This is a genomic window from Natrinema sp. H-ect4, assembly GCF_041894845.1.
GTDB lineage: Archaea > Halobacteriota > Halobacteria > Halobacteriales > Natrialbaceae > Natrinema.
Genome location: NZ_JBHDYC010000009.1, coordinates 109,213 through 125,176, shown reverse-complemented (window position 1 = coordinate 125,176; position 15,964 = coordinate 109,213). Strand labels below are relative to the sequence as shown.

Here is a 15,964-nt window from a genome sequence, read left to right as displayed (position 1 = left end):
TTGCTTGATTACTGTTGTAAGAGGATAGGCGTTGGCGGAGCTTGTTACGCCAGTCGTCCCGTAGGTGTATCTCCAATAGGTTGATGCCTTTCTCCTCATAGTGCTTTTTCTTTCTTTTCATCCTTTCTCGGTATTCTTCGGATGGGTTTTCGAGGCCCCAGACTTCGATCCAGATCTCCTTCTTTCCAAATGCCGGGGTTAGTAGGTGGTGAATATGTCCATCAGATTAAACATAAAAAAGTTGTCTAAACATATTCTAAACAATGGGTTGGAGCTGCAACGAAGAGTTAGTGAGAACGCTCAAGTTCAAACTTGAGCCAGAAGACACTGAATCACTTGACCTACTGCGAGAAGAGTTCCGCAGCTGCTACAACCAATACATCAAACTAACCAGAGACCTGGAGACAACCGATCGACGCACTCTGGAACAGCAGGAAGTAGAGACAGACTTGGTGGAGAACACCCGGCAGATAGCCTTAGAAACAGCCGCAAAGGCGGTAGAGAATTACTTCGAATTGAGAGATGTGCAAAAGAACGCTTCCTACCCGCGTCAGAAGGATACGCCGATGACAGCTACACTAAACCACAGAGATGGATACACAGTCGAAGACCCATCAACAGTTAAGATATCAACAATACCGTACAACCGAGTCAAGGCCTCAATCACAGGTAGAAGAGAAGACCAGATCTTCCTCAGAAAGGCCTTGAACGGCCAATTCCAGTTTGGGACAGCAGACGTGCTCAAAAAGAACGGTGACCACTATCTTCATATAACTATCCGGACTGAGGAAGTTCCAGAGATCCAGGTAGAGCAGGATAATACGTTCATCGGTGTAGACATCAATGAATCCAATGTGATGCTGACCGCAGCAAAAGAAGACGGTGAAATCCTCGACACACTATACCTTGACTACAACAAGCTCAAAGACAAACGCAACGAGTACTTCACCAAGAAGAAACGGCTCAAAAAGGCCGGGAAGTGGAGTATCTTGGAAAAATTGAGTGCCAAGGAAGAGGCTGCGACACAGGATTTCTGCCACAAACTGACTCGGTACGCCGTTCGGTGGATCAAACAGTTCGATAACCCGGTCGTAGTGATGGAAGACCTGACTGGGATGACAGAGGACATTGAGTACGGTGCGAAGATGAATAAGCGGCTCCACCGATTGCCGTTCCGTAAGTTACAGCAGTTTCTGAAGTACAAATCTGAGTGGAGTGGTGTACCTGTTGAGTATGTGGATGCTGAGTATACGTCGCAAAGATGCCCTCTTTGCGGAGACTCAGACAACACGACTCGGAGAAGCCACCGCTTCAAATGCCCTAACTGTAGTCATCAGGATCACGCAGATAGAAACGCCAGCATCAATATCGCCTTCCGAGCTGCTGCAACCTTCGAAACCAGTCACGACACAGATTCAGTTGTGCCGTCTCCCAAGAACTTCCCGTCTTTCAGGCGGGTGAGGCTGACGGCAGCGGGCCTCAGTGAACAGGCCGATCCCAGTCCTCGTACCACCACTTGAAGACCGATCACAGTCGATGGTGTGCAGGATGTGTATAATCTTAATCTGGGAGAAGCTCGTTTCCTCGATTCCGTTAGGAATGAAGGAAGCGGGTAGTTCACGTGTGGGATGCAAAGTTCGTGGACAACTGGGAGAAAGCCCAGATTGGGACGGTATGCCATTTTCCGATGAGATCTCTACTGTACTTACACGAGCTGATGGATCAGAACCATCAAGATGTGAAGAGCAAGGAGAACTCGTTCCGAAAACATCTCCATAGACTGATCTCCCGTGCCTCAAATCATGTCCACGAGCCGGAGGAACTCGAGGATCTGGATAAAGTAACTGACGTGAGCAAAGAGGATATAGACAGGCTATTCGATTATCATCTATCTGCTGAGGGGAAGGAGTTTGAAGAGCCGAATAAAAAGCGCTATCTCCGGAACTTGGAATCAGTCACCTTTGACTGATGCTGAAGGCTTTTTAATTATACTCTGACAATTATCTTGTATGAGGCTCCTTGGTGAGAGATTTTTTCCTGTAGCTGCGGCACTCGCCTTACTGTTTGTTTTCTGTGTTCCTTCAGCAGCATCTCAAAGCCTGGAAGTCGAGGGATTGGACGTAGAAGCGGGGAAAACCAGTGACCGGACTCCGGGATAGCTTTATTAATTACCATTCCCCGTTTTATATTGATAAGCATCTTAGATTTATTACTTCCTGACAGAGACATTTGGTGATGTATGTATAGGTGATAGGTGAAAATGACTACAAAGAACTCGAAAGCTCAGCAGAAACTTCCACTAAGCATGGAGCAAAGTGATAAGGTGAGGCAACAATGAGGCCTTCTATTTCGAAATTGGCGGTGGTAGGCCTTCTAGCTGTGTTTATGGCTTCGATGGGAGCAGCTGATACGTATAGTATTCCTGAAGGGCAAGAAGATGTTGGAGGAGTTTATACAGCAGATGTGCAAAGAGGGGTAGAAATCCTCGTTAACGGAAAAGATATTATGCTGAACAGTGTCGATGTTGTAAACTACTACGAAAATTCTGGGATTAAAATGAAGATTGTCAATCCTTCCACGGATACCATTGTAGCCGAAAATACTCCTGGCAGCGATGTTGTAAGTTTTTCAAATGTAAGATTGCAGGCAAACACAGATTATGTTATCTTCATGGCTAAAAACAGTGTGTATTATGGCGTTTCTGGCTATCCATATACCTATGAGAAGTTAAACATTACTAATGGAGTTTATAGTTGTTCAAGCACCGGATGTGGCAGTACTATAGATTCTAATGCTTATAACTGGTATCAAATCAGTGTTTCCTATGTAAATTCAGATCCGCAGTTCAATTCCACTTCCTCAAACCAATGCTTGATCGGTGAGAATTGTAGTTACAGTGCTGAGGCCTCGGATAGTGATGGTAACGTCACTGAGTTGAATTTGACTGTTTTTGATGACGGCACTCAGGTCTACCAAGATAGTCAGAGCTTCTCCAGTTACTCAGTGAATTATACATGGAGCGATGTTTACCAGCCTACAGAAGGAGATCTGGATGCCAGGTTCACGGTTACTGATGATGCAGGCGCTTCCACTACTGAGTGGGTGAACAGGACTATACCAGAGAAACCCCAGATTGCTTCGATAGAGTGCCAGATAAATAATGATGAGTGGCAGAATTGTAATCAGTCTACTGGATTTAGCAATAATATAACCAGTATCAGGAGCGAGATTGTTGATCCGGACAAGATAGTATATGCCAATTTCACCTTGATCGATGAATACGACTCTAATTATAGGTTCAAAAATAGGAACTTCACCAGTAAAACAGATGCCAACGAGAATGAGGCAACATACGTATACATCAATGAGGTTCAGGAAATAAATGATAGCGGAAATTGGACTGCCTCAGTAACTGCCAAAGATAATGTCTCATCTGAGACCTCTTCTATGAACAGGTCATGGTTTGTTCCATGGGGAGAACTGCAGATGAGCTTGGACAGGCCATATTCAGATATCCAGGTGAAGAAAGGTAAAACATTCAATTTGACCGGAACAGTAACTTGTCTAAGCGGTGAATGTGCCTCAGAAACAGATGGTAACGGCGGGGGGCCTGAAAAAGTAGAGGTTTGGGCTGACCCAAAACCTTCAGACGGTCAGAAAACCAAAGTAGTCAATCAACGGGGTAGACTGAGTGCAGGAGAGAAACTAGATTTCGGTGAAAAATCTGACGGCAAAAACAGTAAGAAGAATTTAATTAGAAGATTAGAAAGATTTCTGTATGACTTTTTCTAAATTCCGTGTATTCATATTTCTCCTATTATTTGTAAGCATTCTTAGTCCTGCAACGGGGTTCCTTGATTCCCAGTGGAGCATAATTGAGAGCTGCTCAGCTACTCCATTCTGTATTAACACAACTCAATACAATCAACCTCAGGCCTGGACAGGCCAGTTCATTTTAGATGATTCTTTTACGGCTTCTTGGATGGTTAATGCTACAGGTAGCCGGGGGGAATGGGATGTCAGACTACTATCTCAGTCTACAAACCCAAACGTGGACAACAGTGTTTCAGGAGATCAATCGGTGGAGATTCAGCAGAAGAATATCATACCGAATACTGAAACTGTTGGTCATCCTTTCTGGGTGCAAAATGGGAGCAGTAATCCTGCACGGTGTACTGGCAGTTTTATTGATTCTAGCTCTTGCAGGTTCTCAGCAGATATCAATGCTTCAGGTGCAAATGGTAATTATACTATATTTTTCATATCTAACTCTACTAATGATCATGTTTCCGAAGAGACTTCCACTAAGATAACAGTAAAGATTCAAGAAGACGTTGGTGAAGAATCTCCTAACTGGTTCAACTTCCAAACCAACGCTTCATCGATCTACCAAGGAGAAGAATTGAATATCTCTGTAGAGGCAAGGGACAACGAATCAGGTGTCTCTAACATCACCTTGGCGACGAACGAATCCGGGACATGGAAAAACTACACAGGTCGGTACGGTAGCCCGGCTCTGTTCGACGATGTCACTGGGGAGAAAGTGGAGGCCTCATTCATTTGGAGCAACGAGTCTTTCAACGGGACACTGGGTGTCAAGGCTTTTACTGGTGATGCAGCTGGTAACTGGAATAGTACAGAAACCCGGGAGATAGATGTCTATCTTTCATTGTCAGAGGAAGTTAATGACTCCGTCAATCTATCCGGGTCAACCAGTAGCTACGGAGAGTTCTTCGGAAGCAGTAGTGCAGCGGTTTCCCTATCTGAAGCTGTTTCCTCACTGGCCTCCACCACAGAAATTTTTGAGGATACTTTGGGAGTCTCCGCCGACGTCGAGGACAACGTCACCGCATTCGATCAAGTAACCACACCGGTCACGGTATCACTCGAGATCTCTTCCCTTGGGTACACCGAAGACAACCAAACCGATACAGTCCCTGTCACCGGTTCCCTAGACTCCCAGGCCACGGTATCAGACAAGGCTTTAGACATCATCAACGTCAGTACAGAGGTGAAGGTCCTCGGTATCTCAACTAGTGAAACCCTCAACTCTACAATCAGCCTGAACACAGATACCATCGGCCAGGGAATCGTCAACGAAAAACTCTCCTCCACGATATCAGTCACAGTCAACGATATCACCGAAGCAGTATCAGAACACACCCCGATAACCACCGAAGTCAACGTCAACGACCAAAAACAGGGCCAAGTCAACGCCTCCGACAGCAGCACCGCCAGTATACAAGTCAACGAAGAAGTCTCCACATACGCAGAGAAATTCGGAGAACTACTCATCCCGGTAAACGTAGCAACCAAGACCGACTCACAGGGAACCGCCTCAACCCAGTTATCCACTGACATCGGATTGTCCACCACCCTCGAGACAGGTGTACTGGTAACAGACTACCTCTCCTCAGTGGTCGACATCGAGGAGATCTGCTGGGCCGGAGCACCGTGCTACCAGGACATCACAGGAAACCAGACCCAGCAACAGCCCGGCGGAGGGACCGGAGTTATCGGAGGCGACGACCCCATAACCATCATCAAGCCTGTACCGATCGAACGCAGCCTCCCTGAATGGCTGCAGATTTACTACCAGCAGAACAGGAACATGATCCACGGATTCGCCTTGTTCTTCTTCGCAGTCTCAGGGATCTGGATTGCGAGGAAGATCCTACGATTCATTTTATAAACACGGTTTTCGCATTATTTCGTAGAAGAGGACTGGTAGCTGATCGAATACGTCGAAAAGAACGGAAACAGGTGCAGAATCACCGAGCACGTCAAGCTCCGGTGGACAATGCGAGTCAACTCTTCTGAAAAACTGAAGCAGAAACACGTCGAGAACACTGTCCGGGTCAACCTTCCACTAAGCTACAACCGAGGGCTCTGGAACCAGGAAAGAGAAGCTATCTTCCTCGTCTCAAACGACGGTACTGTAGCCACCGTTATCCCGGAAAAAGATATCCCAGAAGACCACACCGGGCTCGACGAGGACATGGATCAGTGCAGGAACTGCGAGGCCCTAGTCATGGAAGAATGCCAGTTAGACAGTTGCCGCTGGTGCGGAGAATCAGACTACGAAGAACCAGTTACATCTCTCTCCGAGTAGAGGAACGATTTCAGGTCACAGCTACTCAACTGGAACCATCCAGCTACAGCTCCTATCAAGAAACCGGAGGCGTGGCCTCCATTGATCCATCTGGGTTCGAAATACGGCCCGGTGAACGGATCGATAAGCACTGAAAGCAGGGCGGCGACACCGATGAAAACAGCAAACTTCTCAATCAGATCCAAATCATTATGCCTTCGAGGGAGATGGGTCAGTGAGTACCCCGCGAGAGCGTAGATTATCCCACTGGTTCCATAGAAGGCCAGTTGCTGGTCCGAGAAAACTGAGAGGAACGCAGCTCCGAACACTATAGTCGTGTACCCGGTTAGTACGAGGAAAGCCAAGTACCTTCTCCGGGACCAGTGCCTCTCGATCGGGATCCCGACCACGATCAGTCCGACGATACTGGCGGAGAAATGCAGGAAGCCACGGTGCAGTACCGGGGACAAAGGCCACGCAATCCACGGGTACACCCCGAAGACTCCAGTAGCAAAAATCCGGATACTCGACAGAGATCTCACGGCAGTCACGAAGATCTCAAGAAGGAACACCGCCGCCACAACCGTCATCAACAGGTACGTGACCGTAGAATCTGCTTCCTGGTACTGTTGGAAGGCCTTCTTCAGGCCGGAGACAGCAGTATTCTCCTCCATCACTGGAAGCCTGCGATCCCCACTGAAAAGTAAGTTACCTGTATGGAACAGGCAAAGTCTTAGAAAAACAGGGTGCGTGGAATCTACCATGGACTGCCCGGAATGCGGTGAGCCAGTCGACGAATCAGTAGACCTCGATGTACCTGAAACAGTGCTTGAACACGGATCCCGGAAGGTCGACAAGTCAAAGTCCAAAGTCACCCAGCTGGACCAATACGCAGAAGAGGTCAAGGAGCACGTCGAGGCAAAGAACGGGACCGAAGAACTCCTACCTATCATCGAAGCCGTCGAAGACGCCAATGAGTACTGTGTAGGCACAGGCCTCAGCATGGGAGAGAGCCCGGACAAAATCATCTTCTACACCCACTGAACCCCTGGCCCACGGCTTCCTGGCGGTAGGTTGATGAAACACTGGCTTGAAAACCTGATCAAAGAGATCCCGTAATGCCTGACGACGAGGAAAACTCCGATACCGGCGAGGAAGAAATCACATCCCCGTTCAGTGAACTTGACCAAGCCGTCTTAGCTGATCTTGATTTTTCCTCCGTGCTGGAAGAGGCAGTTAGACCGCTACAGGACTTCCCGTTCGACGCTGTCCTCCAGCAACAGATGGCTCCGATCTTAGCTGCTCAGAAATCCTTGGCCCAGCAACCGCTGCTGGATCTGCAGAGAGAATTTGAGACCAGTCTACAGCCCTTGCTCGAATCTCAAACGTTGCAGTTGCAGCAATCACTTGCCCCTGCTCTCGCCGCCAGCACAGCCCCTGCTCTCCAAGAAATGAAGATCCAGTCCGTGATGCCGGCGTTACAGGCCTTAGAAGAGATCCGTATACCAACCATCCAGATGGCTGCCGCTCTGGATGAGATGCAAACGGTCGACTATGCTGTCAGCGAGTTTGCCGCTGCCTCGACCTCAGTCCCCCATCCTATTGACGAAGCCCCTGAAACCTCACAACCCGCTTCCAAGGAGGTATACCCAGTAGAAGATGGAGCAGACACTACTGTAGAGTGGACGACCTACAACTGGCTGCAGATCTACTACAGCCTTTCTGCGGCCCTCCTTGACCAGGCCATAGAATCATCCGGTGTACGCGATCTATCGGAAAACCAGCGGGTAGGAATCTGTTTGACCGTCGCACTGATGATCTACGTCTCATCTGCCAAGCACGGATATATTGAGAGCGTTACCCCTGCAGGATTCCTATACGCCATCCTCCAAGATTTCGCAGAGGAGTGACGGTCGTCGAGGGCTCCACGCTTGAGAGGCCACTGGCGAAAAAACAGTATCACAGGAACACCCCTCCATCGAAGTGAAATCTACTACACTGGCCCGGGAAGAACAAACCGGAGATCCACACCGTTCTCACCGGCCAGCTCCCTCAAGTTCTCCTCAGCAACTCTATCTGAGTCACGTCGAAGCAGATCGTAATTAGAGAAGACGATACAGCGGCGATCGACTCTCTCAGGTAGTTCTCCTAATCGAGAGATATCGTCGGCGATATCACGGTACTTGCTCTTGTCGTCGTCCGGCCTGTACCGAAGGTAGTTGATGTTCTTCACGTATTTGAACTCAACTGCAGCAGCTAGATCCGCTGGGTCAAATTCCTGCGTCCCGTTGTCTACAGTGATCGTAAGTCCGTCAGAGAAAACTCCCAAATCCAGTCGTTCAGATCCACCGAAGGGGAACGCAGGGCCTCCAATCTCACACTGGGCACGGTCGATCTCCTCTGTCTTCCTGTAATGTGAGGTATAGTCCTCGTGGTCAGTGATTGAACCCTGCGCCTTGGAAGACTCCTTGACCAGAACCTCTTCCACGGATACCTGTGACAGGACAGTGCACAGCCGCAGTCTGACTTCTTCTGCGAGGCTTCTTTCGTCGCTGATGTTCGCCGGGTGGTCCAGGAAGGAAGCTGCTGTCATATCGATTGCGTCGTCGAGAACCTCTTCAACCTGGGCCATCTTCTGGAGTTACTCGTCGTCGGCAGATCCGTAAGTTCCCACCGATTCTGAGAGATCCGCGACGACCAGTTCGTTGTCATCGTCCCACTCAGCTGCATACCGAGTCGTAACTTCAGGAACGAGATCATATCGGTTCATGAAGGCAGATGGTGTGACGGAGCCGCCCCCTTCGCTCTCGGTGATCGTGTAGCTGTGGTCCTCTCCTGCCTCGACTGGCTCCAACCCGATCCTGTCGTTGTCTTCATCGTAGTGCAGGACCACGGCATCAGCATCTTCGAACCATTCGTTCATCGCGGCTTTGCTGATACCGATACTGCCGCTTTTCCTAAGCGAGATCCTGGGCTCACTGCTTGCCTCCATCGAACCCGTATCCTCGAAGCGTTCAAATCCCATGTTCAGATAGAAACTAGAACTGGGGCTTACAAAGAATCTACCGGGAATCTACAGACACATCTGAAAAACTATCCACAGGTAAAACATCAGGGAAAAATCGGTCCACGTTCACCTCCAGACAGGGGTAGGGTATGGAAGGAAGAAACCGGGTTAATCCTGAGCCACGACCTGCTTAACCTTCTCTTTGACCGAATCCATCTGATCCCCTGCCCCAGTTGAGACAGTACCGGACCCCTGGAAAGAAAAACTGGAATTGATCTTTTTCGCCTCCGACTTACTACCATCCCGATCATAGAACTTCACTGCAGAATTAACAAATTCTTCTAAGCTATCGAAATGCCGATTCACCTTCTTCGAGTGCTTGAACATCGACTTCAGTACGTCGGGATCGGTAGGTGGGTAGGCGCAGTTCTGCAGCTGGATCTCGTTCACAACCTTGTCGATATACCCTGGTTCGATCCGTTCCTGAAAATCATCGTAATCGCTGAGATCCAAGTCCTGGGCCTTAGTCCAGATAATATGCTTGAGAAGATCCCGGTCGTTCCGAGCCTCCATCCTGTTCTCGAGGATTCCACGAACCAATTTGTGCGTGTTCTTGTAGCTGTGTTCGATACCCATGATCCGGATATCGTACTTTCCGCAGTCCTCGGCGTTGACGTACTTGAGACCTCTCTTGGAGGGACTTGCAGGATTCGGCTTCGAGACCGGTGTCAACGGGTCAAACCTGATGTAGTCCTCCTCAATCTCGATGATCGTCGATTCAGCTATGACTCGCTGGCCTGTGGAGAACAAGATCTTCTTCCCCGCCTTCGTCTTCTCAGGCTTCCCATCGAGGTCTCTGTAGTAGCAGAAACGGCCGTCGAAATTCGGGGACAGTTTGCTTTTGATATCTTCCCGGTTTTCCTGCACGAATACGTCCTTCACTTCGATACTACCTCACGGAAGGCCTCTTCAAGCTCGGCCAGGGAAACTCTCCTCGAGTGATTCCTGTTTACACGAGGACCGAATACAGAACTAGATCCGGTTTCTTCCATAGCTTCAGAATGCACCTTTGCCGGCGTCTGTACAGATTTTCGAATTGGCTATCTTGTCTAAATCCTTAACGTAGAAAGAGATTCTTTGTCCACCTTAGAATTGGTTTACCGTGGGCTGCTTTTCTTCTTTTTCCCTATCCTTGTTCTGTTCGTCGACGTCGTCCGAGCTCTCCTCCTGCTGGGTGTCTTCCTGATCCTCTAGGTACTCCTCTTCATCGATGCCAGGAGGGAAGAGATACTCCTGTCCGTCCTCACTGACCCAGACACCGTCCTCGTTCTTCGTGTATTCGACGCCGTCCATGGTCATCGATTCCATTGATTCATCCTCTTCTGAATCGTCTCCGGAGTCTTCGGAATCGGTACCGGAGTCCTCGTCTTCACTGCCGAAGATCACATCGCCAGTATCCAAGTCCTCATCATCCTCGTTTTCGTCGTCGACCTCGTTCTCTTCCTGCTGTTCCTCGGCCTCCTCTGAGTCTTCATCTCCCTCAGAGCCCTCGATATCCTGTCGATCTAAATGCTTCTCTGCAATCTTCACAGGAGTCGCCATCTTAGACTCGTAGTCCTCAAGCAATTCCTCGATATAGTCCTGACTACGGCTCACATCTTTTTTCTCCAGGAGATCCGGATAATCGTCCTCAGGATCCTCCAAGAGTTCCGTGATGCGTGGTTTGACCAAGTTCGGGCCTTCAAACTGCGCCAATTCGTTGCCTTGCTCGACGGCGAGAAAGGCGTGGACCTCTTTCGAAGTAGGCCAATAACCTTTCTCATCATAGAAATTCCGCACCGCCATGAACGCCAGTTCCTGTCTCTCGGAAATCTTACCTTCCTCCTTCAACTCGTAGTAAGCATTGATACTATTCATCTGAACACTCACTGCGACTTCTCACCTCCGTTGGCGATGTAGTCGACTACCTTCGACAGGCCACCAGGATCCACATCACCCTGACCAGGAAGCGTGTAATTGTCGACGAAGTTAGAGCCCTCCGCTGCTGTACTCAGGGCTGAAACCCTGCTGAGGATATCGTGTTCTTCCTCAGTCTTCCGACCGCGGATAACCTGCTGCAGTTCCTCACACGGATCCGAAATCTCGTAATGACAATCCCTCCTGGAAACGATGTAGTCCGCCCGGTGGTGAAGAAGTTCTAACTCGTTCTCCGGAGTTTTTCCCTCGTTCCATGCCCCGTTGTGGCTGTCGATCAATCCAAGTATTTCGTCCGGTAACTCGGTCTTCCTACCTGAGAATCGGGAGGCAACCCTGTCGTGATCGCCTTGTGTATGATGTTCATCTCGCGGTGGGAGGCCCTGTTTGAACAGGTCGTGAAGTAGGATCGCGGCACGGCCATAGTCAACCTCATCTTCGTCGATGTGTTCCATCTCTACCTCTGTCCGAGCCAAGTCCTCGAAAGCAGAGAACGCTCTACGACTATGTAGCCAAAGTCCGTGTCTGCCTCGGGTATCCGGTGGATGATGATTTCCGGAGGAAGAAGCAGGGCACCACCAGAAATAATCTGGGCAGTGATGCAGGAAGATATCGATAACCTGTTCTCTCAGTTTTTCGTCTTCGATTTTGCGGATTTCTGGGAGCCGTCGAAGCAGCTCCTCACGGTCTAGATCTGGTAGTTCGTCAGTCAATTACGGTTTCACCTTCAGGGGTATCGTCGTATAATCCGAGGACAGAAATGAGATAGAACAGGCCGATCAACCACGCGAGCAGGACGCCAGGAAGCAGTGAGTAAGCCAGTTGTCCGAGGCCCAGGCTCTGAATCAACGAGTTTAGCGCTAAGCCTTGAAGACCTACTACTGTTAGTACTGCCAGTCCTGCTCGTGTTGTCGGCGGCATAGATTCTACTTTCTGCACCTCATATTGGAATGCGCCCGCCGGGATTCGAACCCAGGTCACTCCGAGGGCATGATAAGCTCGCAGCAACACCACGTTAGTATTGCCTGACCGATCCGCCTTCACAGCAACTTAGGAGTCCATAGTAGCTAACTGGGTTTTTCGTCCAAGCTGTCTGTTACTCCTGACATCAGGTCTTCTACACTACGGGCGCTGAAATATGTAACAGCCGGACTGTAGGTCAGGTGACGGCTTATGTCAGGCCTTGGACCATCGTTTCCTGAGGGTCTAAGACCAGTACCCGGCTGCGGAATGGAGGTCAGGCAGGACGTGATCCTGCTTACAGCCACAGATTTTCGCTACTTTAGGGCTCTGCCTCCGGCCCGATCTCTCAAAACCCCGTCTCTGGGATCTAAGCAGAGAGCTAGGTGAATGGAATACGGCCAGCTGCGGCACCTTTCAGGTTACCTATGAAACTGCAACTGTACACCTCCAAAGGCCTTGAGAGAAGGACTGTAGAAAGACTGCCTGTGCTTTCACCCTTCAAATGAAGATCTGTCCTGTGTGAATCCAGTGAGGAAGAGGGGTTTTGATCCTCTGGTCATCCACTACAAGACAAGACCTTCAACGCAGGGGAGAGACAGGCAAAAAATCAATATTTGCCTTTCCAAGACTTTGCCCCCAGTCATAGGCCCGTGGAAAGGCCTCTGGAGGACTTCGAGTCCTGTTACTAGTAAATTGCAAATAATTGTTTATATATGTTTTCACAACTGCGAGAAAGTACGGAAGTCAGAAAACAACCGTACCTAAGTAAACTACTCTTATCCAAATATCTCTAACTCAACTATCCTAATGACCTCTTCCTCAGAGTTACGCGCATCAACAAAGGTAACATCATCACGGTCCTCAAAGAAATCCCTATAAACAGATCTAACATCAGATAGAAAATCGATCTTCTCAAACTTATCCTGCGACCCACCCTTTCTTTCAAGAGCGGTTTCAGGAGGCAGATCCAAAATAATGGTTTCCGAAGGTTGAAGAGACCAATCCAAATGCATCTCTTCAATCTCTCTTGCCGAAAACTGGGTTTGAACCGCCTGATAGGCAACTCGTGAATGATAATACCGGTCCATCACAACACCAGACTTCTCTAATTGAGGCTTCAATCTGGCTTGCTGGTTCGCATGTGCCGCCATATGGAGGAAAAGATCACAACTCGGTTCAACATCTTCCTCTAACGCCTTTCGAGCTGCCTCGCCAACCCAGCTATCCTCTGGCTGAGTCATATAGCACTGATCGTACCTTTCAGAGAGATAATTGCTAACCATCGTTTTTCCCGCTCCATCTATTCCTTCAATAACGATGAACCGGCTATCAAAATCCATACGACCAACAATATCTGACTGACACATAAATATTGTCAGTAGCAAATAACGGCAACACAGGCGGATAGAACGGTCACTTAACGAGTTTTCTTGATAGAGAAGCTAGGGGCAGACTCGTAAATAGATCTCAACTCTTGAGCAGACCGAGCCTCTGAGTCTCGGAAGCGACGTCGAGCACGACCGTCCGAGTTCAGAATCTTGTGGTATTTGTAGAACTCACAAAGGCAGTTTTGGATATCTGCCAATGAGAGTCTAACATCTTCTCCATCCTCAGCCATCAGATATGGGAAGTCAAGATTCAATCGATCAAACTCCTGGTCCTGATTCTGTTGAAGCCAGCGCATAACCTCCAATCGGTCAAACTCATTGAAATCTCCGATAAGGCGCTTCAATCCTTTCTGAGCTCCTGGTCCAGGAGACGACCAATTATTGACCGAAAACGGGAGAACAGACTCGCCGCCATAGTAGTCAACAGGATACAGTAGATCGACTAGTACTTGATATGAGAGAAAGTTACCGAACCCCGGCTGCGAGCGAATCAGATTATAGGCATCTTCTGCCGAATTGGCGGAGATCAGGTCATTGAAATATTCTATACCTGAACTGATTCTGCCAAATAGAGTTGAGACATTCTCGACTTTATCAGAGGATCCCATCTGGCTATAACCAGCTACCATATAGGCACCGGTGAACACGGTTTCTCCCTTCTCATCTCTCCGATATTTCAACTCTTCTTCGAAGGTCTCCGCATTAAAGGAATCCAATGACTGGAAGCCAAGATCCTCATGTGTTTCGAGCCGGCCAATCAACCGGTACATCATCACATTGAAAATTTTATCTTCTCGAGGAGCATCTGCTTCCAGGATATTCTGAATCACATATTGTGTCCCCGGATCCAGCTGACGGTAGACATTAGTGAACCGGTTTTGCTTCAAGATTTCGTTATCTGTCCACGGCGACGGCTTTTCTTCAATCACCCTACGATGCCATACCTGCTGGCGTTCAGTGATAAATTGCCAAAACAGATCAAGCAATTTGTCGTCAAATTCGTCTTCAATTTTGTCAACCACTGACACCGACTCAGACATAGATTCTATGTTTAAAAAGGACATTGCATGCTATTTGAACCTTCCGGCAGAGATCCGGATTAGTCAATGCGGTTGCTACCTTCACATGTCCAAAGGTTAATTGGTACCGGACATCATTACCCGGAGTACGACATGAGTGCTAACATGAAATTGCTTGATCTTCAAAAACGCCAGCAAGAGCACGACAAAGGATTCCACCAAGACATTTTCAATATATCATATCCAGATAGAATGAATCACTACGTCCTGCACTTTTCGAAGTACGTAGGCCGACTTTCCAAGGAATACTCCGACGAAAAGAGACGGACAGAACAACTTGAAAAGACACTCGCTGACAGTATAATCGTTGCATTGGCAGCGGCGAATACACTCAACCTAGATCTTAGAAAGGAGCTCCAAAATAACTTTGAGATTGACTCGGAAGGAGCTGCAGCAATTGCTGAAGATCTGAATCAGACGAACGATATGGACGACTCCGAAGAAGTACAGTATTGGCTATTCAATCAGATGGCAGCGTCTGCTGGCCGAATGGCAAATGCAATGGAGTCGCTGGACCACATGGAGCCAATGAATGTTAGGCAGATACTCGAAGAAGAGACAGTGCAGATCCTTTCCGATTTGCTGATTGCGACAGATAAGTTAGGCACCGAGCTCGAAACCCTGTTAGATGAGAGGTGGACTGAGATTGAAGAAGAGTCAATCCTGTGATTTGGGACCTGTAATGCTTACGGAGAGTGTTTTCTCTGTCCACGCGTTTTTCTACATGTGAATCTTCTTTCCCACCCAACCAGATCTGCCTTGGAGAACTTGCTTCCAGAAGCCTACGTAGCAGGAGGGTCATTTGATGAGTCGCTTCCACATCCAGATGAAATCCCATCTCAAGAAAGGCTATCTCTGCTTCAGAGCACTCGAAGTGAAGCGGTTACAGCTACAGTTGACGATCTTCTTTGCTCAACTGGGGTTGAAGAGAGAGCGCCTTTGAAGAAAACCTCTGAAGGCGATCGAATCTGGCCAAACGGGTATACAGGAAGTGTTGCTCATAAGGGTGCTGTAGTACTGGGTGTTCTTATCCGAGAAGATGACTGCCGATCGATCGGTATCGATGTCGAGCTTAACCAAAAAGGAGGAAAAGGCCTATTACATACTGCAAGGGAAGGAGAAACTCCACCAAATACTGGTAGAGAGCTTTCTCTCTTGGCAGCCTTTTCGACTAAAGAAGCGGTATATAAGGCATATTACCCAGTCAAACGTGAGGTGATTGATTTTGACGATGTACATCTTGTTTGGGATAGGTCTTCAAATGATATCGATGAGGGAGTAGCTGAATGTCCTGGATCTGTGGAAGTAGATGTCCAATGTGCCTACCAAGGGAGTTGGATCGTATCAGCAGCTCAGTTTACGACTGAGAGATAGCCTTCTTTAATATCGGTTGATACTCTGGCTAATTTGACTTCTAAGGAGTGGTGGAGAGTGTATTTTAGCAGGTGAAATTCGGTATACT

Annotated in this window: 17 protein-coding genes; 9 read left to right on the top strand and 8 right to left on the bottom strand. The window is 48.4% G+C overall.

The window, feature by feature from the left end; translation table 11 throughout:
• Positions 1-263: 263 nt before the first annotated feature.
• The 5 genes from ACEWFR_RS13205 (at position 264) to ACEWFR_RS13185 (ending at position 6,112) form a co-directional block, all read left to right on the top strand.
• Positions 264-1,520, top strand: coding sequence for an RNA-guided endonuclease InsQ/TnpB family protein (locus ACEWFR_RS13205; protein WP_374061482.1), 1,257 nt, complete (start codon positions 264-266; stop codon positions 1,518-1,520).
• 101 nt (positions 1,521-1,621) lie between these two features.
• A complete protein-coding gene (locus ACEWFR_RS13200; RefSeq protein ID WP_374061481.1) occupies positions 1,622-1,969 on the top strand; it encodes a hypothetical protein in 348 nt (115 codons plus the stop codon).
• Positions 1,970-2,361: 392 nt separating this feature from the next.
• On the top strand, positions 2,362-3,792 hold the full coding sequence (locus tag ACEWFR_RS13195) for a hypothetical protein (protein ID WP_374061480.1): 1,431 nt from the start codon (positions 2,362-2,364) through the stop codon (positions 3,790-3,792).
• Positions 3,779-5,692, top strand: a complete 1,914-nt coding sequence (locus tag ACEWFR_RS13190; RefSeq protein WP_374061479.1) for a hypothetical protein — start codon at positions 3,779-3,781, stop codon at positions 5,690-5,692. The genes ACEWFR_RS13195 and ACEWFR_RS13190 overlap by 14 nt, the downstream gene beginning before the upstream one ends.
• Before the next feature lie 108 nt (positions 5,693-5,800).
• Complete coding sequence (locus ACEWFR_RS13185; RefSeq protein WP_374061478.1) at positions 5,801-6,112, top strand: hypothetical protein; 312 nt, start codon at positions 5,801-5,803, stop codon at positions 6,110-6,112.
• Here ACEWFR_RS13185 and ACEWFR_RS13180 read toward each other — a convergent pair.
• The gene (locus tag ACEWFR_RS13180) at positions 6,079-6,765 is read right to left on the bottom strand and encodes a rhomboid family intramembrane serine protease (protein WP_374061477.1); all 687 of its coding nucleotides are present in this window, start codon (positions 6,763-6,765) and stop codon (positions 6,079-6,081) included. The genes ACEWFR_RS13185 and ACEWFR_RS13180 overlap by 34 nt on opposite strands.
• 88 nt (positions 6,766-6,853) lie before the next feature.
• On the opposite strand from ACEWFR_RS13180, the gene ACEWFR_RS13175 reads away from it, so the two are divergent.
• Positions 6,854-7,135: a hypothetical protein gene (locus ACEWFR_RS13175; RefSeq protein WP_374061476.1), complete on the top strand. Its 282-nt coding sequence runs from the start codon at positions 6,854-6,856 to the stop codon at positions 7,133-7,135.
• A 74-nt stretch (positions 7,136-7,209) separates the two neighbouring features.
• On the top strand, positions 7,210-8,001 hold the full coding sequence (locus ACEWFR_RS13170) for a hypothetical protein (protein WP_374061475.1): 792 nt from the start codon (positions 7,210-7,212) through the stop codon (positions 7,999-8,001).
• Between the two features lie 83 nt (positions 8,002-8,084).
• Here ACEWFR_RS13170 and ACEWFR_RS13165 read toward each other — a convergent pair whose 3' ends face one another.
• The 7 genes from ACEWFR_RS13165 to ACEWFR_RS13135 form a co-directional block, all read right to left on the bottom strand.
• Complete coding sequence (locus tag ACEWFR_RS13165) at positions 8,085-8,723, bottom strand: hypothetical protein (protein ID WP_374061474.1); 639 nt, start codon at positions 8,721-8,723, stop codon at positions 8,085-8,087.
• 9 nt (positions 8,724-8,732) lie between these two features.
• Positions 8,733-9,116, bottom strand: a complete 384-nt coding sequence (locus tag ACEWFR_RS13160) for a hypothetical protein (RefSeq protein WP_374061473.1) — start codon at positions 9,114-9,116, stop codon at positions 8,733-8,735.
• 150 nt (positions 9,117-9,266) lie between these two features.
• Positions 9,267-10,040 (bottom strand): hypothetical protein, encoded by a 774-nt coding sequence (locus tag ACEWFR_RS13155; RefSeq protein ID WP_374061472.1) that lies wholly within the window; start codon positions 10,038-10,040, stop codon positions 9,267-9,269.
• A 204-nt stretch (positions 10,041-10,244) separates the two neighbouring features.
• Positions 10,245-11,027 (bottom strand): hypothetical protein, encoded by a 783-nt coding sequence (locus tag ACEWFR_RS13150; RefSeq protein WP_374061471.1) that lies wholly within the window; start codon positions 11,025-11,027, stop codon positions 10,245-10,247.
• Positions 11,024-11,785: an HD domain-containing protein gene (locus tag ACEWFR_RS13145; protein ID WP_374061470.1), complete on the bottom strand. Its 762-nt coding sequence runs from the start codon at positions 11,783-11,785 to the stop codon at positions 11,024-11,026. The genes ACEWFR_RS13150 and ACEWFR_RS13145 overlap by 4 nt, the downstream gene beginning before the upstream one ends.
• Before the next feature lie 1,026 nt (positions 11,786-12,811).
• Positions 12,812-13,375 carry a dTMP kinase gene (gene tmk / locus ACEWFR_RS13140; protein ID WP_374061469.1) on the bottom strand — a complete coding sequence of 188 codons (564 nt, stop codon included), beginning with the start codon at positions 13,373-13,375 and terminating at the stop codon, positions 12,812-12,814.
• 77 nt (positions 13,376-13,452) lie between these two features.
• Positions 13,453-14,445 carry a nucleotide kinase domain-containing protein gene (locus tag ACEWFR_RS13135; RefSeq protein ID WP_374061468.1) on the bottom strand — a complete coding sequence of 331 codons (993 nt, stop codon included), beginning with the start codon at positions 14,443-14,445 and terminating at the stop codon, positions 13,453-13,455.
• A 162-nt stretch (positions 14,446-14,607) separates the two neighbouring features.
• Between ACEWFR_RS13135 and ACEWFR_RS13130 the strand changes: the two genes are divergently transcribed.
• Positions 14,608-15,171, top strand: a complete 564-nt coding sequence (locus ACEWFR_RS13130; protein ID WP_374061467.1) for a hypothetical protein — start codon at positions 14,608-14,610, stop codon at positions 15,169-15,171.
• A gap of 57 nt (positions 15,172-15,228) precedes the next feature.
• A complete protein-coding gene (locus tag ACEWFR_RS13125; RefSeq protein WP_374061466.1) occupies positions 15,229-15,876 on the top strand; it encodes a 4'-phosphopantetheinyl transferase superfamily protein in 648 nt (215 codons plus the stop codon).
• The last annotated feature ends 88 nt before the right edge of the window (positions 15,877-15,964 follow it).

What these genes read in the sequence shown, in the direction of transcription:
- ACEWFR_RS13205 (WP_374061482.1), top strand. Translation starts at nt 264, where the DNA reads ATGGGTTGGAGCTGCAACGAAGAGTTAGTGAGAACGCTCAAGTTCAAA.
- ACEWFR_RS13190 (WP_374061479.1), top strand. Translation starts at nt 3,779, where the DNA reads ATGACTTTTTCTAAATTCCGTGTATTCATATTTCTCCTATTATTTGTA.
- ACEWFR_RS13185 (WP_374061478.1), top strand. Translation starts at nt 5,801, where the DNA reads ATGCGAGTCAACTCTTCTGAAAAACTGAAGCAGAAACACGTCGAGAAC.
- ACEWFR_RS13180 (WP_374061477.1), bottom strand. Translation starts at nt 6,765, where the DNA reads ATGGAGGAGAATACTGCTGTCTCCGGCCTGAAGAAGGCCTTCCAACAG.
- ACEWFR_RS13175 (WP_374061476.1), top strand. Translation starts at nt 6,854, where the DNA reads ATGGACTGCCCGGAATGCGGTGAGCCAGTCGACGAATCAGTAGACCTC.
- ACEWFR_RS13170 (WP_374061475.1), top strand. Translation starts at nt 7,210, where the DNA reads ATGCCTGACGACGAGGAAAACTCCGATACCGGCGAGGAAGAAATCACA.
- ACEWFR_RS13165 (WP_374061474.1), bottom strand. Translation starts at nt 8,723, where the DNA reads ATGGCCCAGGTTGAAGAGGTTCTCGACGACGCAATCGATATGACAGCA.
- ACEWFR_RS13160 (WP_374061473.1), bottom strand. Translation starts at nt 9,116, where the DNA reads ATGGGATTTGAACGCTTCGAGGATACGGGTTCGATGGAGGCAAGCAGT.
- tmk (WP_374061469.1), bottom strand. Translation starts at nt 13,375, where the DNA reads ATGGATTTTGATAGCCGGTTCATCGTTATTGAAGGAATAGATGGAGCG.
- ACEWFR_RS13130 (WP_374061467.1), top strand. Translation starts at nt 14,608, where the DNA reads ATGAAATTGCTTGATCTTCAAAAACGCCAGCAAGAGCACGACAAAGGA.